Origin of the sequence: Sphingomonas sp. GCM10030256, assembly GCF_042666415.1 — a bacterium.
GTDB lineage: Bacteria > Pseudomonadota > Alphaproteobacteria > Sphingomonadales > Sphingomonadaceae > Sphingomicrobium.
In genome coordinates, this window is the sequence record NZ_JBHTDI010000002.1 from 33,979 (window position 1) to 59,684 (window position 25,706).

Annotated in this window: 26 protein-coding genes; 3 read left to right on the top strand and 23 right to left on the bottom strand. The window is 67.1% G+C overall.

Annotated features, from left to right (window positions below):
• Nucleotides 1-66: 66 nt before the first annotated feature.
• The 4 genes from pnp to ACFQPG_RS07960 all read right to left on the bottom strand — a co-directional run bounded on the left by pnp (nucleotide 67) and on the right by ACFQPG_RS07960 (nucleotide 5,061).
• Nucleotides 67-2,436 (bottom strand): polyribonucleotide nucleotidyltransferase, encoded by a 2,370-nt coding sequence (pnp, locus tag ACFQPG_RS07945; protein ID WP_380811819.1) that lies wholly within the window; start codon nucleotides 2,434-2,436, stop codon nucleotides 67-69.
• A 161-nt stretch (nucleotides 2,437-2,597) separates the two neighbouring features.
• Nucleotides 2,598-2,867, bottom strand: a complete 270-nt coding sequence (gene rpsO, locus ACFQPG_RS07950) for a 30S ribosomal protein S15 (protein WP_380811821.1) — start codon at nucleotides 2,865-2,867, stop codon at nucleotides 2,598-2,600.
• Between the two features lie 17 nt (nucleotides 2,868-2,884).
• Nucleotides 2,885-3,802 carry a tRNA pseudouridine(55) synthase TruB gene (truB, locus tag ACFQPG_RS07955; protein ID WP_380813082.1) on the bottom strand — a complete coding sequence of 306 codons (918 nt, stop codon included), beginning with the start codon at nucleotides 3,800-3,802 and terminating at the stop codon, nucleotides 2,885-2,887.
• Nucleotides 3,803-3,849: 47 nt separating this feature from the next.
• Nucleotides 3,850-5,061: a glycosyltransferase family 4 protein gene (locus ACFQPG_RS07960; RefSeq protein WP_380811823.1), complete on the bottom strand. Its 1,212-nt coding sequence runs from the start codon at nucleotides 5,059-5,061 to the stop codon at nucleotides 3,850-3,852.
• 188 nt (nucleotides 5,062-5,249) lie between these two features.
• On the opposite strand from ACFQPG_RS07960, the gene ACFQPG_RS07965 reads away from it, so the two are divergent.
• On the top strand, nucleotides 5,250-6,302 hold the full coding sequence (locus tag ACFQPG_RS07965) for a hypothetical protein (protein WP_380811825.1): 1,053 nt from the start codon (nucleotides 5,250-5,252) through the stop codon (nucleotides 6,300-6,302).
• Here ACFQPG_RS07965 and ACFQPG_RS07970 read toward each other — a convergent pair.
• The 11 genes from ACFQPG_RS07970 to ACFQPG_RS08020 form a co-directional block, all read right to left on the bottom strand.
• Nucleotides 6,299-6,913 carry a thymidine kinase gene (locus ACFQPG_RS07970; protein WP_380811827.1) on the bottom strand — a complete coding sequence of 205 codons (615 nt, stop codon included), beginning with the start codon at nucleotides 6,911-6,913 and terminating at the stop codon, nucleotides 6,299-6,301. The two genes, ACFQPG_RS07965 and ACFQPG_RS07970, sit on opposite strands and share 4 nt — an antisense overlap.
• Nucleotides 6,914-6,917: 4 nt before the next feature.
• The gene (locus ACFQPG_RS07975; protein WP_380811829.1) at nucleotides 6,918-7,322 is read right to left on the bottom strand and encodes a hypothetical protein; all 405 of its coding nucleotides are present in this window, start codon (nucleotides 7,320-7,322) and stop codon (nucleotides 6,918-6,920) included.
• Nucleotides 7,319-7,879 (bottom strand): GNAT family N-acetyltransferase, encoded by a 561-nt coding sequence (locus ACFQPG_RS07980; RefSeq protein WP_380811831.1) that lies wholly within the window; start codon nucleotides 7,877-7,879, stop codon nucleotides 7,319-7,321. Before ACFQPG_RS07980 ends, ACFQPG_RS07975 begins: the two co-directional genes overlap by 4 nt.
• On the bottom strand, nucleotides 7,876-8,271 hold the full coding sequence (gene rbfA, locus ACFQPG_RS07985) for a 30S ribosome-binding factor RbfA (protein WP_380811833.1): 396 nt from the start codon (nucleotides 8,269-8,271) through the stop codon (nucleotides 7,876-7,878). Before rbfA ends, ACFQPG_RS07980 begins: the two co-directional genes overlap by 4 nt.
• 105 nt (nucleotides 8,272-8,376) lie before the next feature.
• Nucleotides 8,377-10,917 (bottom strand): translation initiation factor IF-2, encoded by a 2,541-nt coding sequence (gene infB / locus ACFQPG_RS07990; protein WP_380811835.1) that lies wholly within the window; start codon nucleotides 10,915-10,917, stop codon nucleotides 8,377-8,379.
• Nucleotides 10,914-11,657: a DUF448 domain-containing protein gene (locus ACFQPG_RS07995; RefSeq protein ID WP_380811837.1), complete on the bottom strand. Its 744-nt coding sequence runs from the start codon at nucleotides 11,655-11,657 to the stop codon at nucleotides 10,914-10,916. The genes infB and ACFQPG_RS07995 overlap by 4 nt, the downstream gene beginning before the upstream one ends.
• A gap of 52 nt (nucleotides 11,658-11,709) precedes the next feature.
• The gene (gene nusA, locus ACFQPG_RS08000) at nucleotides 11,710-13,362 is read right to left on the bottom strand and encodes a transcription termination factor NusA (RefSeq protein WP_380811839.1); all 1,653 of its coding nucleotides are present in this window, start codon (nucleotides 13,360-13,362) and stop codon (nucleotides 11,710-11,712) included.
• A gap of 5 nt (nucleotides 13,363-13,367) precedes the next feature.
• Nucleotides 13,368-13,904: a ribosome maturation protein RimP gene (gene rimP / locus ACFQPG_RS08005; RefSeq protein WP_380811841.1), complete on the bottom strand. Its 537-nt coding sequence runs from the start codon at nucleotides 13,902-13,904 to the stop codon at nucleotides 13,368-13,370.
• Nucleotides 13,905-14,043: 139 nt separating this feature from the next.
• Nucleotides 14,044-14,625 (bottom strand): hypothetical protein, encoded by a 582-nt coding sequence (locus ACFQPG_RS08010; protein WP_380811843.1) that lies wholly within the window; start codon nucleotides 14,623-14,625, stop codon nucleotides 14,044-14,046.
• 8 nt (nucleotides 14,626-14,633) lie between these two features.
• Nucleotides 14,634-15,134 (bottom strand): isoprenylcysteine carboxyl methyltransferase family protein, encoded by a 501-nt coding sequence (locus ACFQPG_RS08015; protein WP_380811845.1) that lies wholly within the window; start codon nucleotides 15,132-15,134, stop codon nucleotides 14,634-14,636.
• Nucleotides 15,134-16,183, bottom strand: a complete 1,050-nt coding sequence (locus ACFQPG_RS08020) for a type III polyketide synthase (RefSeq protein WP_380811847.1) — start codon at nucleotides 16,181-16,183, stop codon at nucleotides 15,134-15,136. The genes ACFQPG_RS08015 and ACFQPG_RS08020 overlap by 1 nt, the downstream gene beginning before the upstream one ends.
• Nucleotides 16,184-16,234: 51 nt before the next feature.
• On the opposite strand from ACFQPG_RS08020, the gene ACFQPG_RS08025 reads away from it, so the two are divergent.
• Complete coding sequence (locus ACFQPG_RS08025; RefSeq protein WP_380811849.1) at nucleotides 16,235-17,365, top strand: PQQ-dependent sugar dehydrogenase; 1,131 nt, start codon at nucleotides 16,235-16,237, stop codon at nucleotides 17,363-17,365.
• Here ACFQPG_RS08025 and ACFQPG_RS08030 read toward each other — a convergent pair.
• Nucleotides 17,317-17,850, bottom strand: a complete 534-nt coding sequence (locus tag ACFQPG_RS08030; protein ID WP_380811851.1) for a hypothetical protein — start codon at nucleotides 17,848-17,850, stop codon at nucleotides 17,317-17,319. The two genes, ACFQPG_RS08025 and ACFQPG_RS08030, sit on opposite strands and share 49 nt — an antisense overlap.
• A gap of 25 nt (nucleotides 17,851-17,875) precedes the next feature.
• Nucleotides 17,876-18,583, bottom strand: a complete 708-nt coding sequence (locus ACFQPG_RS08035) for a tRNA (guanine(46)-N(7))-methyltransferase TrmB (protein WP_380811853.1) — start codon at nucleotides 18,581-18,583, stop codon at nucleotides 17,876-17,878.
• Between the two features lie 59 nt (nucleotides 18,584-18,642).
• Here ACFQPG_RS08035 and ACFQPG_RS08040 point away from each other — a divergent pair, with 59 nt between their 5' ends.
• Nucleotides 18,643-18,993, top strand: coding sequence for a hypothetical protein (locus tag ACFQPG_RS08040; protein WP_380811855.1), 351 nt, complete (start codon nucleotides 18,643-18,645; stop codon nucleotides 18,991-18,993).
• Here ACFQPG_RS08040 and metK read toward each other — a convergent pair.
• From metK to miaB, 6 genes are all read right to left on the bottom strand, one after another.
• Nucleotides 18,990-20,219 (bottom strand): methionine adenosyltransferase, encoded by a 1,230-nt coding sequence (gene metK, locus ACFQPG_RS08045; RefSeq protein WP_380811857.1) that lies wholly within the window; start codon nucleotides 20,217-20,219, stop codon nucleotides 18,990-18,992. The genes ACFQPG_RS08040 and metK overlap by 4 nt on opposite strands.
• A 62-nt stretch (nucleotides 20,220-20,281) precedes the next feature.
• Nucleotides 20,282-21,949, bottom strand: a complete 1,668-nt coding sequence (lnt, locus tag ACFQPG_RS08050) for an apolipoprotein N-acyltransferase (RefSeq protein ID WP_380811859.1) — start codon at nucleotides 21,947-21,949, stop codon at nucleotides 20,282-20,284.
• Nucleotides 21,950-22,009: 60 nt separating this feature from the next.
• Nucleotides 22,010-22,888 carry a hemolysin family protein gene (locus ACFQPG_RS08055; protein ID WP_380811861.1) on the bottom strand — a complete coding sequence of 293 codons (879 nt, stop codon included), beginning with the start codon at nucleotides 22,886-22,888 and terminating at the stop codon, nucleotides 22,010-22,012.
• A complete protein-coding gene (gene ybeY / locus ACFQPG_RS08060) occupies nucleotides 22,888-23,391 on the bottom strand; it encodes an rRNA maturation RNase YbeY (protein WP_380813085.1) in 504 nt (167 codons plus the stop codon). The genes ACFQPG_RS08055 and ybeY overlap by 1 nt, the downstream gene beginning before the upstream one ends.
• Nucleotides 23,391-24,389 carry a PhoH family protein gene (locus ACFQPG_RS08065; RefSeq protein WP_380811863.1) on the bottom strand — a complete coding sequence of 333 codons (999 nt, stop codon included), beginning with the start codon at nucleotides 24,387-24,389 and terminating at the stop codon, nucleotides 23,391-23,393. The genes ybeY and ACFQPG_RS08065 overlap by 1 nt, the downstream gene beginning before the upstream one ends.
• Nucleotides 24,389-25,699 carry a tRNA (N6-isopentenyl adenosine(37)-C2)-methylthiotransferase MiaB gene (gene miaB, locus ACFQPG_RS08070; protein ID WP_380811865.1) on the bottom strand — a complete coding sequence of 437 codons (1,311 nt, stop codon included), beginning with the start codon at nucleotides 25,697-25,699 and terminating at the stop codon, nucleotides 24,389-24,391. Before miaB ends, ACFQPG_RS08065 begins: the two co-directional genes overlap by 1 nt.
• Nucleotides 25,700-25,706 lie beyond the last annotated feature (7 nt).

Here is a 25,706-nt window from a genome sequence, read left to right on the forward strand (position 1 = left end):
CGCGGGGCATAAGGAAAAGGGCCCCGCGGTTTCCCACGGGGCCCCTTCATCTGACACGATCTCGAGTTAGTCGTCGTTGCCGTTGTTCAGGAACGCCGGTGCGAACTCCGGGGCCGGGCCATCGTCGCGGTCGCTGCGCTCGCGGCGAGGGCCGCGATCGCCGCCGCCTTCGCCGCGCGGACCGCGATCACCGCGGTCTCCACGGGGACCACGATCGCCACCATCGCGACGCGGGCCGCGGCCGTCACGGCGAGGACCGCGATCGCCACGGTCGCCGCGATCACCACGGTCACCGCGCGGACGCTCCTCGCGGGGCGGACGAGTGTCCTCCAGCTCGGCGCCGGTTTCCTGGTCGACAACGCGCATCGACAGGCGGACCTTGCCGCGCTGGTCGACCTCCAGCAGCTTGACCTTGACCTCCTGGCCTTCGCTCAGGACGTCACGGACATTCTCGACCCGCTCGTTCTTGATCTCGGACACGTGCACCAGCCCGTCCTTGCCGGGCATGAAGGTGACGAACGCGCCGAAATCGACGAGGCTCGCGACCTTTCCGGTGTAGATCGTGCCGGGCTCCGGCTCGGCGACGATGCCGTGGATCCACTGGCGCGCCGCCTCGATCTGAGCGACGTCCGACGAGCTGATCTTGATCACGCCCTCGTCGTCGATGTCGACCTTGGCGCCGGTAGTTGCCACGATCTCGCGGATCACCTTGCCGCCGGTGCCGATGATCTCCCGGATCTTGTCCTTGGGAACGGACATGGTCTCGATCCGCGGCGCGTGAGCCGACAGCTCGCCACGGGTAGAGTCAAGCGCCTTGGCCATCTCACCCAGAATGTGGGCGCGGCCTTCCTTCGCCTGAGCCAGGGCGACCGTCATGATCTCCTCGGTAATGCCAGCGACCTTGATGTCCATCTGCAGGCTGGTGATGCCCTCGGACGTGCCGGCAACCTTGAAGTCCATGTCGCCGAGGTGATCCTCGTCGCCCAGGATGTCGCTGATCACGGCAAAGTCCTTGCCTTCCAGGATCAGGCCCATGGCGATGCCGGCCACAGGACGCTTCAGCGGAACGCCCGCGTCCATCATGCTCAGCGAACCGCCGCAGACGGTGGCCATCGACGAGGAGCCGTTGCTCTCCGTGATGTCGGACAGGACGCGGATGGTGTAGGGGAACTCCTCGTTCGACGGCAGCATCGGGTGCAGCGCGCGCCAGGCGAGCTTGCCGTGACCGACTTCGCGGCGGCCCGGCGCACCGAAGCGGCCGACTTCGCCGACCGAGTAGGGCGGGAAGTTATAGTGCAGCATGAAGCGCTGGTAGGAGAGGCCCTCCAGACCGTCGATCATCTGCTCGGCGTCCTTGGTGCCCAGCGTGGTGGTGCAGATCGCCTGCGTCTCGCCGCGGGTGAACAGCGCCGAACCGTGGGTGCGCGGAAGGAAGCCGACCATTGCCTCGATCGGGCGGACAGTCTTGGTGTCGCGGCCGTCGATGCGGCGGCCTTCCTTGAGGATGGCGCCACGGACCACGTCGGCTTCAAGCTTCTTCACCAGCTTCAGCGTCGCGAGATACTGGGCCGGATCGCTCTGCTCCAGGTCGGCAAACGCGTCACGAGCCTTGGTGCGGGCTTCGTTGATTGCGTTCTGGCGGTCCTGCTTGCCGGTCAGCTTGTAGGCGGCTTCCAGGTCGGGGCCGATGACGTCGCGCAGCTTGGCAAGCGTCGCGGACTTGTCCTCGATCAGGTCGAGCTCCCATGGGTCCTTGGCAGCCTGCTCGGCGAGGTCGATGATCGCGTTGCAGACCTTCTTCGATGCCTCCCAAGCGAAGACGACGGCGCCAAGCATCTGCTCTTCCGACAGTTCCTTGGCTTCGGATTCGACCATCATCACGGCGTTGCCCGTGGCCGCGACGACGAGGTCGAGGTCGCCTTCCTTGACCTGATCGTTGGTCGGATTGAGGATGTACTCGCCGTCGATCATGCCGACGCGCGCAGCACCGATCGGACCCATGAACGGCACGCCGGAGATGGTGAGTGCAGCCGACGCGGCGATCATCGCCACGATGTCCGGCTCGTTCTCGCCATCATAGGAGAGGACCTGCGCGATCACGAGGACTTCGTTGTAGAAGCCTTCGGGGAACAGCGGGCGGATCGGACGGTCGATCAGGCGGCTGGTCAGCGTTTCCTTTTCGGTCGCGCCGCGCTCACGCTTGAAGAAGCCGCCCGGGATGCGCCCGGCGGCCGAAAACTTTTCCTGATAGTGGACGGTCAGCGGGAAGAAATCCTGCCCCGGCTTTACGTTCTTCGCGGCCGTTACGGCGCAAAGGACCACGGTTTCGCCCATGGTGGCGAGAACGGCGCCGTCGGCCTGGCGCGCAACGCGGCCAGTTTCGAGCTTCAGCGTCTTTCCGCCGAGGTCGATTTCTACAGTCTTGATGTCAAACATATGAGTTCCTTTACCTCGTCGCCGGATGCGATCGAGGGCAGCTGTGACGGGCAAGCCGGCCTGTCAGCGGTTGGGGCGCTCGTTTCCGGCCCCGTGAACCTTCCACCGAATTGCAGAAAGCCCAGGTAGACAAAGGGCGCCGCGAGGGCGCCCTTGGGGTGTTACTTGCGAAGGCCCAGCTTGCCGATCAGGTCGGTGTAGCGCTGTGTGTCCTTGCGCTTCAGATAGTCGAGCAGCGAGCGCCGCTTGTTGACCATCATCAGCAGACCGCGGCGGGAATGGTTGTCCTTGGCGTGGGTCTTGAAGTGCTCGGTCAGGGTGACGATGCGGTCGGTCAGGATGGCGACCTGGACTTCCGGCGAACCGGTGTCCTCCGAGCCGCGGCCATGTTCCTTGATCAGTTCTTGCTTGCGTTCCGCAGTAATCGACATCGGGTGACTCCTTTGAACTAGATGTTGAACCCGCGGACGACCTGGAGGCCGTCGGCCGAAGCTTCCACCAGCGCCACTGGACGACCATCGTCGGTGGCAAGGTGCAGGCCCGGTTTCACGGGAAATCCGGTCAAACGCTGTCCGTGCCGAAGCAACTGCGCCTGATCGGGTGCGACGGGGAGGGCCGGGATGTCGTCCAGCCCCGCTTCAAGCGGGAGAACCGTCTCCGTCAGCCGCAGCCCCTTAGCCGCTTCGGCAAGAAAGTCCAGCGATATCGCCTGATCGAGGGTGAACGGACCGGCCTTCGTTCGGCGGAGCATGGCGACGTGACCGACGGTGCCGAGCGCCAGGGCGATGTCGCCCGCGAGGGAACGGATGTAGGTGCCCTTGGAGACGGTGGCGGAGAGGGTGACCTCAGTCAGCTTCTCCCCCGCGGTGGAGATGTCAGCACAGCTGACAGAGGGATCATCGCTCACACCTCCGGCGCTTCGCGCCTCTACGCCAAGGGGGAGAAGTTTGAAGACCGTCACGCGCCGCGATTTCAGCTGAACCTCTTCGCCCGCTCGCGCCAGATCGTAGGCGCGCTTGCCGCCGACTTTCAGCGCCGAAAATGCCGGTGGGACCTGCTCGATCTCGCCGGTGAACCGCGGAAGGATCGCCTCCAACTCGGCCAGTGTAGGCCGCATGTCGCTCGTCGCCACCACCTCGCCCTCAAGGTCGAGCGTGCTGGTCTGCTCACCGAAACGGATGGTGAAGTCGTAGGCCTTCCTCGCCTCCAGCATCCGGCCGGCGAGCTTGGTTGCCTCGCCGAGCGCGATCGGAAGCACGCCGGTGGCTAGCGGATCGAGGGTTCCGCCATGGCCGATCCGGGTTTTGGGCACGCCAGCCTGGCGCAGGATCCGCTTCACCGCCGACACGACCGTTGTCGATCCCATGCCCAGCGGCTTGTCGATCACCAGCCAGCCGGTGAGCGGGGCAGCGGTCACTGCAACTCGGCGCGGAGCAGGTCGGCAATCTGGTGGATGCCTTCCTCGGCCTGGAAGGCGCTGCGAACCCGTTCGAAGCCCGCCGTCCCAAGTCGACTGCGAAGCTGCGGCGAGCGGATCAACTCCTGGAGCGCGGTCAGCAGCCCGTCGCGGTCGCCGGGCTGGACCAGCATGCCGGTTTCGCCGCTGCGGATGAGTTCGGGGATGGCGGTGAACTGGGTGGAAAGGCAGGGCAGGGCCTGGCTCTGCGCTTCCATCAGGACGTTCGGCAGCCCATCCTTGTCCCCATCGTCAGCCTCCCGCGCAGGGAAGACGAACAGGTCGCTGCTGCGATAATATTCGATCACCGTCGCCTGCGTCTGCGGGCCGTGCCAGCGGAGGCGATCGTTGAGGCCGAGCTTTTCGGCGCGCGCCTTCAGCTCCGGGAGCAGCTTGCCGCCGCCGATATGGTCGAAGCGCCAATGCAGATCGGACGGCAGGCGGGCGAGCACGTCGATCAGCACGTCGAAGCCCTTCTTCTCCACGGCCCGGCCCACCGACAGTAGGCGGATCGGATCGGCTGGGTCGCTCCCGTCGCGCGGCGGCCGGGCGGGCGCATCCTCCGGGAAACGGCGCAGCGAGAGGCCGTGATAGATCAGCTTGATCTTGTCGGGATCGTCGGTGTGGCGCTGCAGGTCGTCGACCGCCGGGCCGTTGCAGGTGGTGACCCACCGCATCGACGCCAGCTTGTCGCGCTTTTCCAGGTCGGGGGTGGTCCAGATGTCCCGCGCATGGGCGCTGGCGGCGAGCGGCAGGCCGGTCATCGCGGCCACATAACGAGCGACGGTGCCGGGCTTATGAATGAAGTGGACGTAGATCAGCCGGCACTCTGGCGGCATTTCTGCCGCCAGCACCACCGCCTGAGCGAATAGGCGCAGCCGGCGTCCATACCTGCCCCATGGAGCTTCCGCCCGGAACAGATCGCGGGCCCGCTTGTAGCCCGGAGTGCCGCGCATCTTCCGCAGGGCGCGGAGGAAACGGGCGGGATCGTTGACCGGGAGGAAAGGGAGATAGTGCACCTCCGCCGTGAGCTCGTCATGAAGCGCGTGGCGCGTCGGCTCGCCATGCTTCAGCGACGCGACCCACAGCCTCAGCCCCTCCCGCTCGAGGCCGACCAGTTCCTGCGCGATGAAGGTCGTCGAAGTGCGCGGCCATGAACCGACAAGCACGCAAATCATTGGCTCCGGCTGCATCTGAGGAAATCCTGAAAAGCTTGCGGCGCAAGCGCGAGCGATGGGCAGCGCGCCGCGACGCCGCGGTGAGTTACACAGCCCGACGGGCAGTTGCCGCGCCGTCCTAGCGTCCGCTTAAACGGCTGAAAAGCCTTCCGGTCCGTCCAAGCACCCGCCGCGCCTCGGTGGACAGGGCAAGCGGCCACGGCCATATCCGCTGGCGAAGCGGCAGCGCCGCCCTGGGGAATGCCGTGCGGGAACCCGAGATCGATGCTAAGCGGGTGACCGTTCCTCCGCTGCTGAAGCGGCTGACCGTCCGCGAATACCTGCCGCTGGCGCTGTCCGTGGCAGCCTGGGTGATGATCGGGCTCGCCGTCGGCCATGCGGATGCGGTGCGACTGCTTGCGGCCAATACCCTGGCGCAGGGCGCGCGGGCGCTCTGCACCATGGAACTGAACCCCGTGCTGAAGGCGCGGATCTGGGCCGCGGACGAGGTGTTCAGGGCATCGCGGCGCACCGCGATCCGGATCGAGCTGGTCGGCCTGGCTGCGTCCGTGCTGATCATCCTACTGACTGCCGGCCTGTTGGAGTGGCGCGGCTATACGGTGGCCGCGGCAATGATGGTCATCCTGACCCTGGGGATCCCGGCGCGCCATCCTTTGAGTGTGTCCGTCATCAAGCGGGAGCGCGTCGCCCCCTGGCGCTTCGGAGCGGCACTGACCGGAGCGATCGGCACCGCTATCGTCCTGCTGCTCGGCCTGCCGTGGTGGGCCGCGGCGCTGGCGTTCGGCCTACGCGAATGGGGAGGGCTGCTGACCGCGCTGCTGATCGCGCCGCCGCGACGGCAGACGGTTGAGACGGTGGAGGAGCCGCTCACCTTCGCCGAAGTCGCGGGCCAGACCGAATCCACCGCGCGGCGGCGCCTTACCTACCGCATCGGCAAGAGCATGCTGGGCGCGGTGCTGGGACCGCTCGGAAGCGTTGCTGCTCGGACCGGCCGGGAAGTGCGCATCGACCACAAGATCTCGCGCTACATTCCGCGACATCGGCCCGGTTTCATCCTGTTCACCGCCGCCACTCTGGGCGCCGGGCTGTTCTTCATCTGGGTCAGCCGCGAACCGGCGACTTTGCTGCTGGGGGCGGCACTCACCAGGGTTGCGGCGTCCGGAGGAAGCGCGCTGCTGTGGTGGAACTATGCCTCGGCGAGCTTCGACGAAGAGGAGGACGACGAAGGCTAGCGCGCGAGCGCCAGGCTGAGCTGGCGTGCCTCGGTTTCGCGCAACCGAACGAAGAAGTGGCGGCGGCATAGGGCGATATAGCGGTCATTGCCGCCGATCTCGGTCTGCTCGCCACCGGTAACGGCGTGGCCTTGCGCATCGACCCGCAGGTTCATCGTCGCCTTGCGCCCGCATTCGCACACGGCCTTCAGCTCGACGAGAGAATCGGCCAGTGCCAGCAATGCGGCGCTGCCGGGGAAGAGGTTGCCAAGGAAGTCGGTGCGGAGCCCGTAGCACAGCACCGGCAGGTCGAGTTGGTCGCACAGCCGGCTCAGCTGCAGCACATGGCCGCGGGTCAGGAACTGGGCCTCGTCGATCAGCACGCAGTGCAGTGCCCGTCGCTTCAGCTCGGCTTCGACGCTGGCAAAGAGGTCGGTGTCCGGCTGGTAGGCGTTGGCCGGCACTGACAGGCCGAGCCGCGAGCCGATGATCCCGCTGCCCGCGCGATCGTCATGCGCGGCGGTCCACAGCATCGTCTCCATGCCGCGCTCGCGATAGTTGAAGTCGGCCTGCAGCAGGGTGGTCGATTTCCCCGCGTTCATCGCCGCATAGTAGAAATACAGTTTGGCCATCGCGCTACGGGCAGCTGCCGTCCGTGGTGGCGGCTTTGAAGTCGCTCAGCCGGACGGCCACGGCAGCTTCGCGCCAATATTCAAAGGTCGGCTTGCCGCCGGCCGGGAGGGTGCTGGCGCGCGTGGCGGTGGCGCGGCCGCTGCGGTCGAGCAGTTCGGCGCGATAGGTGTAGGCGACCTTGCCCTGGCTGCTGATCGTGAGGTTGGTGCCAAGCATCGTGCGGAGCGAGGCCTTGATCTCGCCTGCCTTGGCGGCGGCGTTGGGCTGCACCCTGCGGGCGCGAACCGGCTGTCCGCGCTCGACCGCGAAGATCCACGTTTCGCCCTGCTTCACGGTAACGGAGGCGGCGGCGGCGGTGGGGCCAACGGCGGTCAGCACAAGCAAGGGGAGCAGCAGCCTGGCGATCATCGTGCAGGGGTAGCCGAAGCGCTGGCGACAGGCCACTCGTCGCGGAGAATGGCGAACAGCACGGTGTCGCGGACGTGCCCGGTCCAGGTGATCCGATCCTGCCGAAGCAGGCCCTCGCGGACTGCGCCGAGCTTTTTCATCGCGGCCTGCGAGCGCAGGTTGCGGCGATCGACCCGGAACTCGACCCGGCGAATGCCGCAGGCGAAGGCGCGCTCCAGCATCATCGCCTTTACCCGGCGGTTGAACCCGGTGCCGCGCAGGTGCGGGCGGTAGTAGGTTCCACCGATCTCCAGCACCTGCCGCTCGGGATCGATGCCGAGGAAGCTGGACATGCCGGCCGGCTCTTCGCCGTCAAAGAGGACGAAGGTGCGGTTGGCCGGGTTCAGCCGGAGCTTGTCGATGCTCGCGTCGAAATGGTCCGGATCGAACGGAGTCGAGTAGATCGCCCAGATGTCGCGGTCCTCGGCGCAAGCGCTGCGCAGCGCGTCGCGATGATCATCGGTGAACGGCTCGGCGCGGCAGCCCTCGCCCGTCATTGCCTCGCTCAGCGCCGTCATTCCTCGCCGGTCAGGTCCTGCGCGACGTGCTCGGAGCGGAGCAGCGCGTCGATATGGGTGCCCTCGTCGAAACTCTCGTCGGCGATGAACTTGAGCCTGGCGGCATATTTCATCCGCACCCGGGTGGCGACCTCCCGCTGGAGGTAGGCGGTGTTGGTGCGCAGCGCCTTCAGCACCGCCTCCTCGTCCTGGCCGAGCAGCGGCTTCACGAACACGGTCGCGTGGCGCAGGTCGGGGGACATGCGCACTTCGGTCACGCTGACCAGATGGCTCTGCAGCGTTTCGTCATGCACGTCGCCGCGCTGGAGGACATCGCTGAGGATATGGCGCACCTGCTCGCCCACGCGGAGCAGGCGAACGGAGCGGCCTTCGGTGGTTTCGGTCTTGCGCATAACTCCCCTCCCGCTTGCGGGAGGGGTCGGGGGTGGGCACGACCAGCCTCAACTTGGATGGGGCCCACCCCCCAACCCCCTCCCTCAAGCGGGAGGGGGAGACGTTTAAAGCGTCCGCGCGCGTTCCTCGACCTCGAACACTTCGAGGCTGTCGCCTGCCTTGATGTCGTTCGTGTCCGCCAGCAGCACGCCGCACTCGAGACCGGCCACCACCTGCGCCACGTCATCCTTGAACCGGCGCAGCGAGGCGATGGTGGTCTTGGAGACGATGACATCCTCGCGGGTGAGGCGGGCGTTGAGGCCCTTGCGGATGACTCCTTCGAGCACCAGCAGGCCAGCGGCCTTGTCACGCTTGCCGGCCGGAAACACCTCCTGGACACGGGCGCGGCCGACCACGGTCTCGATGATCTCCGGACCGAGCTCGCCAGCCATCGCACCCTTAGCCCAGTCGGTCAGGTGATAGATGACGTCGTAGTAGCGGAACTCGACCTTGTTGCGCTCGCCGACTTCGCGCGCCTTGGCGTTCGGACGGACATTGAAGCCAATGATCGGCGCTCCGGTCGAGCTTGCGAGCGTCACGTCGCTTTCGGTGATCGCACCCACGCCAGAATGGAGCACACGGACCTTGATCTCGTCGGTCGACAGGCGATTAAGCGCGTTGACGATCGCTTCGGCCGAGCCCTGCACGTCGGCCTTGATGACCAGCGGGAACTCGATGGTGGTCGATGCCCGGTTGGCGAACATGTTTTCCAGGCTCATCGGAGCCGCGGTGGTCCGCTTGCGATCGAGCACGCCCTGGCGGTAGGCCGCGACTTCGCGGGCACGGGCGTCATTCTCGACCACCGTGAACTGGTCGCCTGCCGACGGCACGGCGCTGAGGCCGAGCACCTCAACCGGGAACGAGGGTCCGGCCTCCTTCACCTGGCGGCCATGATCGTCGATCATCGCGCGGACCTTGCCTGACGCTGCGCCGACGACGAAGATGTCGCCGACCTTGAGCGTACCGCGCTGGACCAGCACGGTCGCAAGCGGACCGCGGCCCTTGTCGAGCTTGGCCTCGATCACAGTGGCTTCGGCGGCACGGTCGGGATTGGCCTTCAGCTCCAGGATTTCGGCCTGGAGGTTGATCGCTTCGAGCAGCCCTTCGAGGTTGGTCTTTTCCTTGGCGGAAACCTCCACGTCCTGAACGTCGCCGCCCATCGCCTCGACGATGATCTCGTGCTGGAGCAGCTCTTCGCGAACTTTCTGCGGGTTGGCCCCCGGCTTGTCGATCTTGTTGATCGCCACGATCATCGGCACGCCGGCCGCCTTGGTGTGATTGATCGCTTCGATCGTCTGCGGCTTGAGGCCGTCATCGGCCGCAACCACCAGGACCACGATGTCCGTCACGTGGGCGCCGCGGGCGCGCATCTCGGTAAAGGCCTCGTGGCCTGGCGTGTCGAGGAAGGTGATGCGGTCGCCCGACGGCACCTTCACCTGATACGCGCCGATGTGCTGCGTAATTCCGCCGGCTTCGCCCGACACGACGTTGGCGCCACGGAGGGCGTCGAGCAGCGACGTCTTGCCGTGGTCGACGTGACCCATGATCGTGACCACCGGCGGCCGCGGTTGCAGCGTTTCGGCAGCATCGACGTCGGTTTCCGTCTGGATGTCCACGTCGGACTCGGACACGCGATTGATGCGGTGACCGAACTCCTCGATCAGCAGTTCGGCCGTATCCTGGTCGATCGTCTCGGTAATCGTGACAGGCGTGCCCATCTTGAACAGCGATTTGACGAGGTCGGCGCCGCGCTCGCCCATGCGCTTGGCGAGTTCCTGCACGGTAATCGCTTCGGGAACGTCGACATCGCGATACTGCTTGGCCGAGGGACCCTGCGACTGGTGGGCGCGCTTTTCCTTTTCACGAGCGCGCTTCAGCGCGGCGAGGCTCCTGGAGCGACTGTCGTCGCCACCGGCCAGCGCACGGCTGACGGTCAACTTGCCTGAGTGACGGCGGTCGTCGCCGCGGCCGCGCGCCGGGCGAGCCGGCTCCGGGCGGCGCGGCGGAGCGGCGGGCGGAGGCGCTCGGCGAACCGGCGTGAACTGCTGTCCTGTCGGAGCGGACGGCGCCGTTGCCGGCTGTGGCTCTTCTGCCGGTGCATCAGCCTGGCGAGCGGCCTCGGCTTCAGCCTCGATCCGGCGCTTGGCATCGGCCTCGGCCTGGCGTGCGGCCTCTTCCTCGGCCTTGCGATTATCTTCGGCCCGACGCTTCTCGTCTTCGGTGGAGTTGACCTTGGCCTGCTCCTCGCGCCGCCGAGCGTCTTCCAGCGCGGTCATGCGCGCTTCCTCGGCCTCGCGCATCCGGCGAGCCGTTTCCTCGCGGCGGGCGGCAAGATCGTCGACCGGCGAGCGGCGCTGGGGAGCGGCGGGAGCAGCGCGCGCCGGCTGGGGCGCGGGCGCCTCGACGGGTGCGGGCGCCGGCGCTTCGGCAGCGGGGGCGGGTGCCTCGCCCGGCTTGCCCAGGATGCGGCGCTTCTTCACCTCGACCACGACCGTGTTCGAGCGGCCGTGGCTGAAGCTCTGCTTCACCTTTCCGGTCTCAACCGTGCGCTTGATGCCCAGCGGCGGCCGGGTGCCCAGCTTCGGCTTGTCGGTCTGGTCGCTCATTTGGTTCCTTCGTTCGGTTCGTCAGTCGAGGCAGCAGCCGGGGCAGCGTCGCTGCGCCCTAACCCACCATCGGGATCAATGAAAGCGCGCCACCGGGCGAGCGCGCGGGCAACGCGCGTCGCGGCAGCGCGATCGGTCAGGGCCACATGTACCACATTTTCGCGCCCGAGGGCCATGCTCAACATGGTGCGTGGCGCGGGGATTACCAGACCGTGGCGATGGCCGCGCTCCTCGGCCCCACCCATCCGCCAAGCCTGGTCCAGCTTTCGGCGGCCGTCCTCGCCCGCGTCCGCGGCATGGAGGAGCAGGTGGACCTTGCCTGAGCGGGCCGCCGTATCGACCCGATCGGCGCCGTTGATCAGGGTCCCCGAGCGGGCCTCCATGCCGAGCCGGTCGAGCGCGTCGCGGCTGAGCGCGGCCTCGATCAGGGCGCCCAGCTCCGACGGGAGCGAAAGTTCGCCCGTCTTGAAGGCCCGGGACAATGCCGCCTTCAGCTTGCCCTTGGCGTTGGCGGCATCGAGCTGGGAACGAGACACGCCGATCCACGCCCCGCGGCCGGGCGCCTTGGCGCGCACGTCGGGCAGGACCTGCCCGTCCGGGCCGAGCGCAAGACGGATCAGCTCGTCCCGCGAACCATGCGCGCGGGTTAGGACACAGGTCCGTTCGGGCTGGCTGTGCTCCCGCGAGGGCGGGAGCCCAGCCTCTTTCCTGCTGGACTGGACCCCCGCCTTGGGTCCCATCGAAGTGGTATCTCGATGGGTGCCCTTCGCCGGGGCACGGTCTTCTACCGTGTCATTGCCCGTTTTCCGCAACCGCGTCCTCCTGCGATTGCGGCTCGTCGCCGGCAGGCTCGTCCTCGAACCAATGCGCACGGGCGGCCATGATGATCTCGTTGCCCTGCTCGTCGGTCAGACCGTACTCCGCAAGTACGCCGCCCTTGTCCTCGGCGCGCTGCGGCGCATTCTCCGCGCGGCGGCGCGGCTCGGGGCGCTTCTTCTGCACCAGCTCGTCGGTGGCGAGGTCGGCCAGGTCGTCCAGGGTGCGGATCCCCGCCTTGCCGAGCGTCACCAGCATGGCTTCCGTCAGGTGTGGAAGCTCGGCCAGTGCATCTTCGACGCCCAAACCGCGGCGCTCTTCGCGAGCAGCGGCTTCGCGGCGTTCAAGGGCTTCGCCCGCACGGCTCTGCAATTCAGACGCGATATCCTCGTCCAGGCCCTCAATGGAAGCGATCTCGTCGGCTTCGACGTATGCGACCTCTTCCAGGGTGGTGAAGCCCTCGGCGACGAGCAGCTGGGCCAGCGTCTCGTCGACGTCCAGCTCCTCCTGGAACATGGTCGAGCGCTCGACGAACTCGCGCTGGCGCTTCTCGCTGGCGTCGGCTTCGGTGAGGATGTCGATCTGCGAATTGGTCAGCTGCGAGGCGAGGCGGACGTTCTGCCCGCGCCGGCCGATGGCGAGGCTAAGCTGGTCGTCGGGGACCACCACCTCGATCCGACTTTCCTCCTCGTCGATGACGACCCGGCTGACGGTCGCCGGCTGGAGCGCGTTGACGACGAAGGTCGCGGTGTCCTCGCTCCACGGGATGATGTCGATCTTCTCGCCCTGCAGTTCCTGCACGACGGCCTGGACGCGGCTGCCCTTCATGCCGACGCAGGCGCCGACCGGATCGATGGAGCTGTCGTGGCTGATGACGCCGATCTTGGCGCGGCTGCCCGGATCGCGCGCAGCGGCTTTGATCTCGATGATGCCGTCGTAGATTTCCGGCACTTCCTGCGCGAACAGCTTCTTCATGAAGTCGGGGTGCGCACGGGACAGGAAAATCTGCGGACCGCGCGTCTCGCGGGCGACCTTGAGGATCAACGAGCGCACACGGTCGCCGACTCGGACCATCTCGCGCGGGATCTGCGCATCGCGGCGGATCACGCCCTCTGCGCGGCCGAGGTCCACGACGACGTGGCCGAATTCCACGCGCTTGACGACGCCGGTGATGACCTCGCCGACCCGATCCTTGAACTCTTCATGCTGCCGCTCGCGCTCGGCGTCGCGGACCTTCTGGAAGATGACCTGCTTGGCGGCCTGGGCGGCGATCCGGCCGAACTCGATCGGGGGCAGCGGATCGACGATGAAGTCGCCCACCGACGCGCCCGGCTGCAGCTTCTGCGCGCCCCTGACGTCGACCTGCTTGAAGTGATCGTCAACCTCTTCGGTCACTTCCAGCACCCGCCACAGACGCAGGTCGCCGGTTTCGCCGTCGAGCTTGGCGCGGATGTCGTTCTCGGCACCGTAACGGGCGCGGGCGGCGCGCTGGATCGCGTCCTCCATCGCCTCGATCACGATTCCGCGATCGATCAGCTTTTCGCGCGCGACGCTGTCGGCGATGGCAAGCAGCTCAGCCCTGTTGGCGGTCGGTGCTGCGGGCGCGCCGGAAGCAGCGGTGGTGGCCATGTCTTCTAGTCCTCTTGCGTCTGAAAAGTATCGGCGCCTTCGGTGCTGATGGGCGCGGTGGCGTTGATGAGCTTGTCGGTCAGCAGCAGCTTGGCCGAGTGAATGGCAGTGAACGGAATTTCACGAACCCCCTTGGGCGAGGCGATGCGGACGGTCTCGCCCTCGATGCCTTCGATCGTGCCCGACACCTGCTTGGCTCCATCCACCACTTCACCAAGCTTGAGGCGGGCCTCATGCCCGGCCCAATCGCGATAGTCGGCAAGGCGGGTCAGCGGACGGTCAATGCCGGGCGAGGAAACTTCGAGCCGATAGCCACCCTCGATCGGGTCGCGGCCCTCCGCCTCGAGCGCGTCCAGCTTCTCCGAAATCCGGCGTGACAGGGTCTCGCAATCCGCCAGGTCGAGCTGGCGCGTATCCGGACGCTCGGCCATCACCTGCAACGTCGGGTCGGACGTGCCGCCGATCATCGCGACGCGCACGAGGTCGAAGCCGAGCGCCTTGGCCTCGGGTTCGATCAGTGCAGTCAGCGCGCTCTGGTCCATCCTCGTCCTTCGAAAATCCATGTCCCCTCGCGCCGCACCGGAACCCCGGGCGGCCTCAGGAGCATCAGCGATGTCGAGAGGAGGCCGCCATATAGGCGGAAGGCGAGTGGCAGGCAAGCACGATCGAGACGCTTTGCGGCTACCGTGCGCCCCATGGCGGCGGCGGTGCGGAAACGGACCTCGTCAGGTCGAACTCGACGCGAAAGAAGCGGTTGGGCCGGCGCAGCTCGTAGGCGAAGGTCCGCTCGGGTTGCACTTCCACGGCCCAGACATTGTCCACGCCTGTACGGTTGCCCTCGCGCACAAGCAGCGCCTTGGTGAACGCGTCGGCCGGAAAGGTCTGACGCTGCACGCTGCCGGCACCGGCGGAGTCGCCGCCATATTGCGTCACTCGGTCTTCGCTGCCGTCGGCGTGGCGATGATCGTGCTTGAGGCGCAGGGCGCGCCCTTGGCGCGTGATGACCCAGGTCCGTGAGCGGTCCTCGCCCACATGGAAGGGAATGCGGATCGCGCCGGCCGAGCATTCGCGGACGTGCATTACCAGCCGCTTGCCCGCGAACGCCTGGTCGGCCGGGACGGACGGACTGACGATCCTGCCCTCGAACGCCTTGCCGCACAGGGCGGTCAGCCGGTCGAAGAACCGGTCGCCGGGTGCTTGCTGCGGAGTGGTTGCGCAGCCGGCGAGGAGCGCGACTGCGGGCGCAAGGAAGGCTCGGATCATGCGCCGGTCTAGCGAGCGGAGGCGGGTCCCGCCAGCGCGGCATTCTCCGCCCGTATGCGGACGAACAGGACAGCCGCGTTCAGCAGCGTGAAGACCGCCGCCACCTGCCACAGGCCGAACACCAGCGGCAGCACGGCGATTTCGCCGATAACCACCAGATAATTCGGATGCGAGACGAAGCGGAACGGTCCGCCTGTGACCAGCGGCGCGCCCGGCAGGACGATGATCCGAGTTGTCCAGCGTGGGCCAAGCGTCCGGATCACCCAGATACGCCCAAGCTGAAGGAGCGCGAACAATGCCAGCAGCGGCCAGTGGATCGGTCGTCCCGGAGCGAGCCACCATAAGGCCGTGAGCCAGGATGCATGGACCCCGACGATCAGCGGATAATGGCCCGGGGCGAACTCACGCGCTCCGGCGGCGAGCAGGCGCGCCGTGTTGCTCCGCGCCAGCGCCAGCTCGGCCAGGCGCTGCAGTGTAACGAACGCAAGGATCGCGATGGCCGGCCACATCAGGCGGGCCGCTCCAGCAGCATGCCGGCACAGGTGAAGCCGGGGCCGAATGCTGTCATCAGCGTCTTCGCCGGCAATCCGCGGTCGATCAGCGCGCGAAGCACGAACAGCACGGTCGGCGCGCTCATGTTCCCATGCTCGCGCAGCACCGATCGCTCGAGGTCGAGGCTGCCGGGGTTCAGGACGAGAGCGGTCTCGATCGCCTCGACTACCTTTGCGCCGCCCGGGTGGCAGCAGAAGCGGCCGATTTCGCCGCGGGTCACGCCGAAGGTCCGCTCCATCTCCGCGACGGCGCCGGCGAGTTCCGCGGTGACGAACGGCGGGATGGCTCGGTCGAACACCACGGCAAAGCCAGGATCCTCCACCCGCCAGCCCATGATCCCGAGGGTGTCAGGCCATTGCCGCTCGGCCGATGCGGAGATCGTGGCCAGGCCAGGACCTTCGTCGCCGACCACGGCTGCCGCAGCCCCGTCCCCGAACAACGCCGTCGCCACAAGGGAGGCGGGATCGTCGCTGTCCAGGCGGATCGAAATGGAGCAGGTCTCCACAGTGACAAAAAGCCAGCGGCTGCCAGGCTCCGCGGCGGCCAGGCGAGCGGCGGTGGCAAGCCCGCTTACCCCGCCGGCGCAGCCGAGCCCGAACAGGGGCACACGCTGGATGTCGGGGCGCAGGCCCAGCTTCGGCCCGGCTCGCGCCTCCAGCGACGGAGTGGCGATGCCGGTGGTAGAAACTGAAACCACTCCGTCGATGTCGGCAGGACACAGACCGGCCTGATCGATTGCGCGCCTCGCTGCGTCCAGGAACAGCGCCTCGGCCGCCTCAAGGTAAAGCCGGTTGCGAGAGGTCCAGCCGTGGTCTCCGGCGTACCAGTTCAATGGGGCAACCGTCTGCCGTCGATCGACCCCTGCGTTGTCGAACACGCCCTGCAAACGGTCGAACAGGGCGGGCTTGCCTGCGAACAGCCTGCGCGCAGTGTCCTTGGCGTCGCCTTGGGACAGCGGATGCGGCGCGACCGCGGTTGCGAGCGACTGGAGCGAAATGGCCCGCAAAACTGTTTCCTCGGTGCAGCGCCAGCGACTGCGTTCACAGAGGGATGTTGGATGACGTTCAAGCCGTTTCAAGCCGCTGCCGCACTTTGCGTTCTCGCCGCCTGCTCCGCCGGCGAGTCCCGCAGCAACGCGGCCGAACAGGGCCGGCAGGCAGCGCGGCCGGCAGATCGGCCCTTCGCCGTCGTGGACGTTGCGCGGTTCGACACCCCGTGGGCGATGGCGTTCCTGACCGGCAGCGGCCGTCCGTTGCTCGACCTCGCATTGGTCAGCGAGAAGGCAGGGCGGCTCTGGCTGGTGGACAGCAGGACCGGACGCAGGTGGCCGGTCGGCGGTGTTCCGCCGGTCAAGGTGGCGGGGCAGGGCGGCCTTGGCGATGTCGTGGTGCATCCGGAGTTCGTGGTGAACCACCGCGTCTACCTGAGCTTCGTCGAGGCTGGCCGAGGTGGCACCAGCGGAGCGGCGGTCGGCTATGGCACGCTCGACCTGCGCAACCGCGAACGCCCCGCGCTGCGTGACTTCCGGGTGATTTGGCGGCAGCAGCCCAAGGTTTCGGGGGACGGCCATTTCTCCCACCGGATCGCCTTTGCGCCGGACGGGAGCATGTTCGTCTCGTCCGGCGATCGGCAGAAGATGGCGCCGGCGCAGGATCGCAGCAGCGACCTCGGCAAGATCATCCATATGACCGCCGAAGGCCAGCGGATCGGCGGTGCGTTCCACACGCTGGGCCACCGCAACGTTTTGGGCCTGGCCTTTACGGCGGACGGACGGCTGTGGGCGAACGAGATGGGCCCGAGGGGCGGCGACGAGGTCAACCTCATCGAACGCGGCAGGAACTACGGCTGGCCGCGGGCCTCTTACGGGAGCCACTACGACGGCGCGCCCATCCCCGACGAGCACCGCAGCCGCGGCTTCGAGGAGCCAAAGGTCTGGTGGACCCCGTCGATCTCGCCGGCCGGGATGATCATCTATTCGGGGGACCTGTTCCCGCAATGGAAGGGCGACATCCTGATGGGTGCGCTGTCAGGCCAGGCGCTGATCCGGGTCGACGTGAACGGGGCGGCAGCAAGAAAGGGCGACCGATGGGACATGGGCGAGCGCATCCGCGAGGTCGAGCAGGGGCCTGGCGGTGAGGTCTACCTGCTGGAGGATGGAGGGCGGCTGCTTCGGCTGACGCCGGCCTGAATCTCAAGAATTCGCCTAACCATCTCCGGATCGTCGAGAAAGTATTGGACACACATGCTGGCGGGCATGAGGCCGCTGTCGTTCGCACGGGCAAAGGCGCTGCACAGTGCGGGTTCATTCGGCGGCCGTCCGGAGGTGAACGCCATGACCTTCCGGACGCCTCTGGTCCCGAAATATTCGCAGCTGTTGCCGGGTGATCCGATCCAACTTCCGTCCGGGAGTTGGGTCAGACGCGGATAGATCAGGATTTCGACCTTTGGCACTGCTCCGCTCAGCGGCCTGATAACTCGGTAGCGCAGCGGCTCGAACAGCGTTGTGCCTCTATCGATGCGTTCGACCTCCGCCAAAATGAGGCTGCGGCCGGCGTAGAAGAGTGCCCGTTCCTCACGCTGGGCGGCGCTGAGGTCGGCGGGGTCGTCGCACTGGCAAGCGACGGCGGCGGAGGGCAGCACGAGCAGGGAGGCAGCCAGGAGAGCGCGGATCATCGCCGGCTCAACGGCTCGCACGGCGTCAGGTTGCCGCGGTTCGCCTGTAACGCAGATAGTAGGGACGGCGGCCCTCGCGGCGGGACTTGGCGCCGTAACGGGTTTCAATCCAGCCGCCGGAGGGTTCGAGAAAGTCGCTCGGCTTCTCGGCCAGCCACTCGAACTGGTGGACGTGGCGCTGCATCACCGTCAGCGTCCATTCGAGATAGACGGGGTGGTCGGTGGCAATGCGGAGATCGCCGCCGGGCTTCAGCTTGGCCGCGAACAGGTCGATCGGGCCGTCGTTGGCCATGCGCCGCTTGGAATGGCGAGCCTTGGGCCAGGGGTCAGGGTGCAGCAGATACAGCATCGTCAGCGCGCCGTCGGGTACGCGCCGCAGCACCTCCAGCGCATCGCCCATGTGCAGCCGGACATTGCCCAGGTGCTGGTCACGGATGTGGCCGAGCGCGGTGGCGACGCCGTTGAGGAAGGGTTCGGCACCGATGAAGCCGTGATCCGGCAGGAGGTCGGCGCGGTACGCGAGGTGCTCGCCCGAGCCGAACCCGACCTCGAAGTGCAGCGGCCGATCCTCGCCGAACAGGGCGCGGGCTGTGATGTCACCCTCGGGCGGGACCGCGATTTGCGGCAGCAGGCGGTCAACCAGGTCTTGCTGCCCCTTGCGCAGCTTGTGTCCGCTGGAGCGGCCGTAGAGCCGGTTGATGGTTGTCGGATCGCCAGGTTTGTGCGCGGTCATGCGGTGCGGCCTAGTCGTTGCAGCCAAGGTTCAGCAAGCGCGGTGCAGGATCGCACGCCATGCACAAGCTCATGTTCGTCGCCGGGCCGCTTGCGCTGGTTGCCGCCACTCCGGCTGCGGCCACACAGGGGATGACCTGCCGCACCGCCAGCGGACCGCTGCTGGAGCTCAGTCTGGTGTTCGGCGCACGCCCGAGCGTCATGCACCCGCAGCTGGTCATCGCCGGACGTCGCCTGCCGGTCGTGGTGGCGCAGAGCTGGATCGAGGATCCGGAGATCAGGGTCGATCTCTACGATCCGCAGCTGCTGCGCCACGAATTGCGGCTCAAGGTCCGTCGGAATGGCTTCCTGTTCGACGGCTCCGTGTGGCGGGGTGGGCAGCGGCGCTGGGTCCGCTGCCGCGAAAGCTAGACCGCCAGAGCCGCCTTCAGGTCATCGACCAGGTCGGTCTTCTCCCACGGGAACAGGTCGCCTTCCGCCTTGCGGCCGAAGTGGCCGTAGGCGGCCGTCGGGCCGTAGATCGGCTTGTTGAGGCCGAGGTGGGTCCGGATGCCGCGCGGGGTGAGGCGACCGAGCTTTTCGATGCGGCCGATCGCCGCTTCCAGCTGGTCGTCGCCTACCGTGCCGGTGCCGTGGGTGTCGACATAGAGCGACAGCGGCTCGGGCACGCCGATGGCGTAGCTCAGCTGGATGGTGCAGCGCTTGGCGAGGCCAGCCGCGACGATGTTCTTGGCAAGGTAGCGAGCCGCATAGGCAGCGGAGCGGTCGACCTTGGTCGGATCCTTGCCGCTGAACGCACCGCCGCCGTGCGGAGCAGCGCCGCCGTAGGTGTCGACGATGATCTTGCGCCCGGTCAGGCCCGCGTCGCCGTCCGGGCCGCCGATCTCGAACGCGCCGGTCGGGTTGATGTGGTAGACGGTCTCGTCGGACAGCAGTTCGGCCGGAAGGACGTCCGCGACGACCTGCTTCACATAGTCCTTGAGCTGCGCTTCTTCGGCGCCCTCATGGTAGCCCTTGGCGTGCTGTGTGGAGACCACGACGGTGGTCGCAGCGACTGGCTTTCCGTTCTCATAGCGCAGGGTCACCTGGCTCTTGGCATCCGGCTCCAGAAAGGGAGCGGCCCCCGAGTGGCGGTCAGCGGCCATCCGTTCAAGGATCTTGTGGCTGTAGTAGAGCGTCGCCGGCAGAAAGTCGGGGGTCTCGTCGGTGGCGTAGCCGAACATGATGCCCTGGTCGCCCGCGCCTTCGTCCTTGTTGCCGGTCGCGTCCACGCCCTGCGCGATGTGCGCCGACTGGCCGTGCAGGTGGTTTTCGAAGCTGGCGGTCTGCCAGTGGAAGCCATTCTGCTCGTAGCCGATGCGCTGCACGGTGTGCCGGACTACCTGCTCGATCTCGTCACGCACTCCGGGCGCCCAGCCGTGGGTGTCGGCGAACTGTTCGTTGTCGAAGGCACCCTTGCAGCGAATTTCGCCGCCGACGACGATTCGCTGGGTGGTGACGAGCGTCTCGCATGCAACGCGCGCTTCCGGGTCCTTGGCCAGGAACAGGTCGACAATGGCGTCGCTGATCTGATCCGCGACCTTGTCGGGATGGCCTTCGGAAACGGATTCGGAGGTGAAGAGATAGTTCTGGCGCATGGGTGTGCGTGTCGTCCTACGGGTTGGCCGGCGAACCGGGATATAAGGATATAAAGAAGTCCTTATGTCCGCCTGTAGCGACGCTGTCCGTCCACCACAACCGCCGAAAGCAGAAGAAGCACGGCAAGCAGCATCGGTAGCCAATTGCCGGTCCGCGAGAAGAGTGTCGGATCAGCCGGCGGTGGCAGGGTTGAGTCGATCACGCCGGCAGTGCGCCACGGGATCGAATGCAGCAGCTGCCCACGCGCATCGACCAGCGCGCTGATCCCCGTCGGGGTGGAGCGGACCACCGGCAGGCCCTCTTCAGCAGCGCGCAGGCGCGCCTGGGCAAGGTGTTGCGGCGGGCCCCATGCGCCGAACCAGGCGTCGTTCGACGGGTTGAAGATGAAATCCGGTCGGTTGCGGCGGTCGACGACTTCCCCGGAGAAGATGATTTCGTAGCAGACCTGAATGCCCGCACGGCCAAAGGCGCCGAGCTCCAGGGTGCGCGGGCCCGGACCGTAGATGGTGTCCCCTTGGCCTGGCGCGAGCTGCGACAAGCCGATTGCCGACAACAGCGGGCGCATGGGCAAATATTCGCCGTATGGGACGAGGTGCGCCTTGTCGTAGCGGCCCAGCACGCGGCCAGCCGCGTCAAGGCCGAACACGCTGTTGGTGTTGCCGACGATCTTGTCCTGATCGTCGGCGATCAGCGCAAAAGCTCCGGTCAGGAGCACATCGCCGGAGCGCACGGAGCGGACTGCCCGAGGGATGGCCGGGAGCAGATAGGGCAGGGGCCGCTCCTGCTGGTCGAGGATCTGGAATGGCTCCGGAACCGCGACTTCCGGCCAGAAGAGCAGGCGCGGCGGCGGTGCTCCGCCGGAGGACAGGTTGGCGAGGCGGGTAAAGGCTTCGTCGGCAAGCCCCTCACGCCATTTGTCCTCCTGGCCGATGTTCGGCTGAACGATGCGGATTGCCGGGCTGGACAAGCGGGGAGCCGCTGATCCCGGGCCGAAGTTGGTCAGCCGATGGTGCTCTTCGGCCGGAGGTAGGGCAAGAAGCACAAGCAGCAGCGCGAGCAGCGTTCCACCGGTGCGCCAAGAGCGGCGGGCGAGCAGCCAAAGCGATCCGCCGACGAGCACGACAGTCACGGACAGCCCGAACGTTCCGATGAACCTGATCGCGTTCAGCCAAGGCGTATCGGCGAAGGCAACGCCGACCGGATTCCACGAAAAGCCCGTGAAGATGGTCGCGCGCAGATACTCGGTCACCGCCCAGCCACCCGCCAGTGCCAGGACCAGCGCCAGCCGGCTCGCCTGCCCGAACCGCCAGGCCAAGCCGACGGCGAGCATCGGATAGACCGCCAGGTAGAGCGAGAGGAGCACCACGGCGACCCGACCCAACCAGGCCGGCATCGCCGCCTGGTAGGTGAAGGCGGTCGCGATCCAGTTGAGGCCGAGGACGAACTGGCCGACCCCGAAGCTCCAGCCAACCAGAAGCGCGCGCTTCATGGAAGGCGCGCGGCCGACCAGTTCGCACAGGCCGGCAAAGGCAAGCGGCATCAGCGGCCACAGGCCCACCGGCTGGAAGGCGAAAGCGGACAGAGTTCCCGCGACCAGCGCGAGCCCGAATGACGTCAGGAGGGTGGGCGAATGTTCACAATGTTCACGGTAACGAGCCCGGTTTTCCGGGAAAGTGACAACCGGATCCTGGGCACGGGACACATGGTCGGGATGGTCAGCGAGCGACATGGCAAGCGCTATGCGTCAAGGACGGCGGTGTAGGACAGCATCTTCATCGGAGCGGTGTGTTCAGGCCTCAACCGGCGCGGCGCTTTCAGGCGCATGCAGCCGCAGCCGGAGCATCTTGCGGGCGTCCGCATCCACCGACTCCAGCCGCCAGCCGCTGGGATGCTCGACGGATTCACCGGGCTGGAGGATTCGTTCGGCGAGCATGAAGGCGAGGCCGCCAAGGGTGTCGACCTCGTCATCCTCCGCGATCAGTCGGGCGTCGACTTCCTTGGCCAGATCGTCGAGTTCCAGCCGCGCGTCGGCTTCCCACAAGCCTTCGTCGAGCATGACCAGCATGCCCTCGGCCTCTTCGTCATGCTCGTCCTCGATCTCGCCGACGATTTCCTCGACCACGTCCTCGATCGTGACCAGCCCTTCCGTGCCGCCGAATTCGTCGACCACGATGGCGAGGTGCACGCGCTGGGTCCGCATCCTGGCGAGCAGGTCGAGCACACCCATGGACTCGGGCACGAACAGTGGGTCGCGCAGCAAGCCGGCAACGGTCCGGTCCTTCGCCGGATCGACAAAGGCCATGAAGACGTCCTTGATGTGGACCATGCCGATCACTTCATCCAGGCTGTCGGCGTAGACCGGCAGGCGGCTGTGGCCCGCGTCGGCGAACGCCTTGACCAGTTCCTCGAAGCTGATGGTCTGCGGCACGGCGATGATCTCGCCCCGGGTCACCGCCACTTCACCCGCGGTTCGGTCGCCGAAGTGAAGCAGATTGCGGAGCATCTGCCGCTCGAGCGGGGAGAGGTCGCCGGCGACTGGCCGGTTGTCCTCGGCCTCGTCGATCGCTTCCTCGATCTGGTCGCGCAAGGTCAGTTCGGAATCATCGCCGAACAACAAGTGGCGCATTCCACGCCACAGCCGCGACCCGCTGTCGGGGGAGGTGGCCATCAGGCGGCCTCCTCATAGGGATTGCGGATGCCGAGCCGTGCCAGCGCCCGCACTTCGCGCGCTTCCATGTCCCCCGCGTCCGCGTCGTCACCGTGGTCATAGCCGAGCAGATGCAGCGTCCCGTGGACCAGCAGGTGCGCGGCATGGTCGGCGAGCGGGATCGCCTTGTCCTCGGCTTCGCGGACGCAGACGCCGCGGGCAAGGACGATGTCGCCGAGCATCAGCTCGGGCCCATCCTGTGCGGAAGAGGTCAGCTCTTCAGGCTCGACCAGCGGGAAGGACAGCACGTTGGTCGGCTTGTCCTTGTCGCGCCACTCGGCGTTGAGCTGGCGCACTTCTTCGTCGCCGGTCAGGCGGACTGAGATCTCGACGGGGCGCTCGCCCTCGGCGAGGGCCGGGAAGCGACTTTCGGCGATGGCGGCGCGGGCAGCAGCTTCGGCGAGCTGCTCCCACCCGGTGCTACTGTCCCACTCCCCATCGGCGTCGATGGCGACTTCGAGCATCATCGGCCCGGACCCTCATAGGCATCGACGATCCGGCCGACCAATGGATGGCGGACCACGTCGGCCGAGCTGAAGCGGACGGTGGCGATGCCCTTGACGTTCTCCAGCCTCGATACCGCGTCGTGGAGGCCTGACTTGGAGGGGTCGGGAAGGTCGACCTGGTTGGGGTCGCCGCAGATCACCATTCGGGCTCGCATGCCGAAGCGAGTGAGGAACATCTTCATCTGCGCCGGCGTGGTGTTCTGTGCCTCGTCGAGGATGATGAAGGCGTCATTGAGCGTCCGGCCGCGCATGAAGGCGATCGGCGCGATCTCGATCTCTCCGCTGGCGATCCGCCGTTCGACCTGCTCGGTCGGGAGCATGTCGTACAGGGCGTCGTAGAGCGGGCGAAGGTAGGGATCGACCTTCTCCTTCATGTCGCCAGGCAGGAAGCCGAGCCGTTCGCCGGCCTCCACCGCGGGGCGCGACAGGATCAGCCGATCGACCTGGCCGCCGATCAGCATCGCCACGGCCTGCGCCACGGCGAGATAGGTCTTGCCGGTGCCTGCTGGGCCGAGGGCGAAGATCATGTCGTCGCGGGCGAGCGCTTCCATGTAGCTGCCCTGCACCAGCGAGCGCGGCACGATGGTTTTCTTGCGCGTGCGGATCATCACCTGCGGGGGTGCCGAGGCGGTGTCGGCGATGATCCCGTCGAGACGGCGCTGAGCGGCCATGCCCATGACGCTCTCGACCTCGGCCATGTCCACGTCGTGCCCCTGGTCGAGGCGACTGTAGAGCCCCATCAGCACGTCACGGGCGCGAGCGGCGCTGTCCGGCTCGCCCTCGATCTGCACGCGGTTGCCGCGCGCGGCGATGTTTACGCCGAGCCGGTCCTCGATCGCAACGAGGTGACGGTCATACTCCCCGAACAGCGGACCGAGGAGGTAGGGCTGGTCGAACTCCAGCTCCAGCCGGGCGCGCTCTGGGAGGGGGGCGGCGACCATGTCGCGCTTGCCCATCAGGCGGCCTCGGCGCGGGCGATCACGCCGCCCAGGCTGTTGGGCAGCGCTTCGGTGATCGCCACTTCGATCATCGAGCCAACGGGCGCGTCGGTGGTGACGAACACCGATTGCAGCCACGGCGACTTGCCGATCATCTGGCCCGGGCGGCGGCCAGGCTTTTCGACCAGGACCGGAACGGTCTTGCCGATCGTCGCCCGGTTGAAGGCGGTGCTGTGCTCGGCGATCCGCGCCTGCAGGCGCTGAAGCCGTTCGTCCATGACGGGCTGGGGTATCTGGCTCTCCATCGTAGCCGCCGGCGTTCCCGGCCGGGGCGAATATTTGAAGCTGAATGCAGACGCGTAACGCACTTCGTCGACGATTTGCAGCGTCCTTTCGAAGTCGGCCTCCGCCTCGCCGGGGAAGCCGACGATGAAGTCGCCCGAAATCGCGATATCCGGCCGCGCGGCACGAACTCGCTCGATGATCCGGAGGTAGCTGTCGGCCGTGTGGCTGCGGTTCATGGCGTGGAGGATCGCGTCGGACCCGGACTGTACCGGAAGGTGGAGGTAGGGCATCAGTTCCGGCACGTCGGCATGGGCGGCGATCAGCGCCTCGCCCATGTTGACCGGGTGACTTGTCGTGTAGCGGATCCGCTCCAGCCCGCCGACGCCGGCGAGATGGCGGATCAGGCTGGCGAGGTCGCGGCCGCCCTCTTCCCAGGCGTTGACGTTCTGGCCGAGCAGGGTGATCTCGCGTGCGCCGCCTTCGACCAGCTGCTCCGCTTCGGCGGCGATGTCGGCGAATGGCCGGCTGATCTCTGCTCCACGGGTGTAGGGCACCACGCAATAGGTGCAGAACTTGTCGCAGCCTTCCTGCACGGACAGGAAGGCGCTCGGGCCGGAGCGGCGCCGGCGGGGGAGGGCGCCGAACTTGGTGGCGGCAGGCATGTCCGTGTCGACGCTCGGGCGGCCGGCAGTGGCGGCGGCGATCATCTTGGGCAGGCGGTGGTAGGCCTGCGGGCCGACCACCATGTCGATCAGCTTGGACCGTCGCCGCGCTTCCTCACCCTCGGCCTGGGCAACGCAACCGGCCAGCGCGATCAGCGGCTTGCTGCCATCCTCGCGGCGAAGGCGGCCGACGTCGGAATAGGCCTTTTCCGCTGCTTTTTCCCGGATATGGCAGGTGTTGAGGACGACCAGGTCGGCATCCTCGCCGTCGGAGGCGGGGCGCATGCCCTCGGCGCCGAGCAGCTCGGCCATGCGCTCGCCGTCGTAGACATTCATCTGGCAGCCGAAAGACTTGATTCGGAAGGTGTTGGGAGAGGTCATGAAGGCC

What these genes read in the sequence shown, in the direction of transcription:
- pnp (WP_380811819.1), bottom strand. Translation starts at nt 2,436, where the DNA reads ATGTTTGACATCAAGACTGTAGAAATCGACCTCGGCGGAAAGACGCTG.
- rpsO (WP_380811821.1), bottom strand. Translation starts at nt 2,867, where the DNA reads ATGTCGATTACTGCGGAACGCAAGCAAGAACTGATCAAGGAACATGGC.
- truB (WP_380813082.1), bottom strand. Translation starts at nt 3,802, where the DNA reads ATGGGATCGACAACGGTCGTGTCGGCGGTGAAGCGGATCCTGCGCCAG.
- ACFQPG_RS07970 (WP_380811827.1), bottom strand. Translation starts at nt 6,913, where the DNA reads ATGGCCAAACTGTATTTCTACTATGCGGCGATGAACGCGGGGAAATCG.
- ACFQPG_RS07975 (WP_380811829.1), bottom strand. Translation starts at nt 7,322, where the DNA reads ATGATCGCCAGGCTGCTGCTCCCCTTGCTTGTGCTGACCGCCGTTGGC.
- ACFQPG_RS07980 (WP_380811831.1), bottom strand. Translation starts at nt 7,879, where the DNA reads ATGACGGCGCTGAGCGAGGCAATGACGGGCGAGGGCTGCCGCGCCGAG.
- rbfA (WP_380811833.1), bottom strand. Translation starts at nt 8,271, where the DNA reads ATGCGCAAGACCGAAACCACCGAAGGCCGCTCCGTTCGCCTGCTCCGC.
- infB (WP_380811835.1), bottom strand. Translation starts at nt 10,917, where the DNA reads ATGAGCGACCAGACCGACAAGCCGAAGCTGGGCACCCGGCCGCCGCTG.
- ACFQPG_RS07995 (WP_380811837.1), bottom strand. Translation starts at nt 11,657, where the DNA reads ATGGGACCCAAGGCGGGGGTCCAGTCCAGCAGGAAAGAGGCTGGGCTC.
- nusA (WP_380811839.1), bottom strand. Translation starts at nt 13,362, where the DNA reads ATGGCCACCACCGCTGCTTCCGGCGCGCCCGCAGCACCGACCGCCAAC.
- rimP (WP_380811841.1), bottom strand. Translation starts at nt 13,904, where the DNA reads ATGGACCAGAGCGCGCTGACTGCACTGATCGAACCCGAGGCCAAGGCG.
- ACFQPG_RS08010 (WP_380811843.1), bottom strand. Translation starts at nt 14,625, where the DNA reads ATGATCCGAGCCTTCCTTGCGCCCGCAGTCGCGCTCCTCGCCGGCTGC.
- ACFQPG_RS08015 (WP_380811845.1), bottom strand. Translation starts at nt 15,134, where the DNA reads ATGTGGCCGGCCATCGCGATCCTTGCGTTCGTTACACTGCAGCGCCTG.
- ACFQPG_RS08025 (WP_380811849.1), top strand. Translation starts at nt 16,235, where the DNA reads ATGACGTTCAAGCCGTTTCAAGCCGCTGCCGCACTTTGCGTTCTCGCC.
- ACFQPG_RS08030 (WP_380811851.1), bottom strand. Translation starts at nt 17,850, where the DNA reads ATGATCCGCGCTCTCCTGGCTGCCTCCCTGCTCGTGCTGCCCTCCGCC.
- ACFQPG_RS08035 (WP_380811853.1), bottom strand. Translation starts at nt 18,583, where the DNA reads ATGACCGCGCACAAACCTGGCGATCCGACAACCATCAACCGGCTCTAC.
- ACFQPG_RS08040 (WP_380811855.1), top strand. Translation starts at nt 18,643, where the DNA reads ATGCACAAGCTCATGTTCGTCGCCGGGCCGCTTGCGCTGGTTGCCGCC.
- metK (WP_380811857.1), bottom strand. Translation starts at nt 20,219, where the DNA reads ATGCGCCAGAACTATCTCTTCACCTCCGAATCCGTTTCCGAAGGCCAT.
- lnt (WP_380811859.1), bottom strand. Translation starts at nt 21,949, where the DNA reads ATGTCGCTCGCTGACCATCCCGACCATGTGTCCCGTGCCCAGGATCCG.
- ACFQPG_RS08055 (WP_380811861.1), bottom strand. Translation starts at nt 22,888, where the DNA reads ATGGCCACCTCCCCCGACAGCGGGTCGCGGCTGTGGCGTGGAATGCGC.
- ybeY (WP_380813085.1), bottom strand. Translation starts at nt 23,391, where the DNA reads ATGCTCGAAGTCGCCATCGACGCCGATGGGGAGTGGGACAGTAGCACC.
- ACFQPG_RS08065 (WP_380811863.1), bottom strand. Translation starts at nt 24,389, where the DNA reads ATGGGCAAGCGCGACATGGTCGCCGCCCCCCTCCCAGAGCGCGCCCGG.
- miaB (WP_380811865.1), bottom strand. Translation starts at nt 25,699, where the DNA reads ATGACCTCTCCCAACACCTTCCGAATCAAGTCTTTCGGCTGCCAGATG.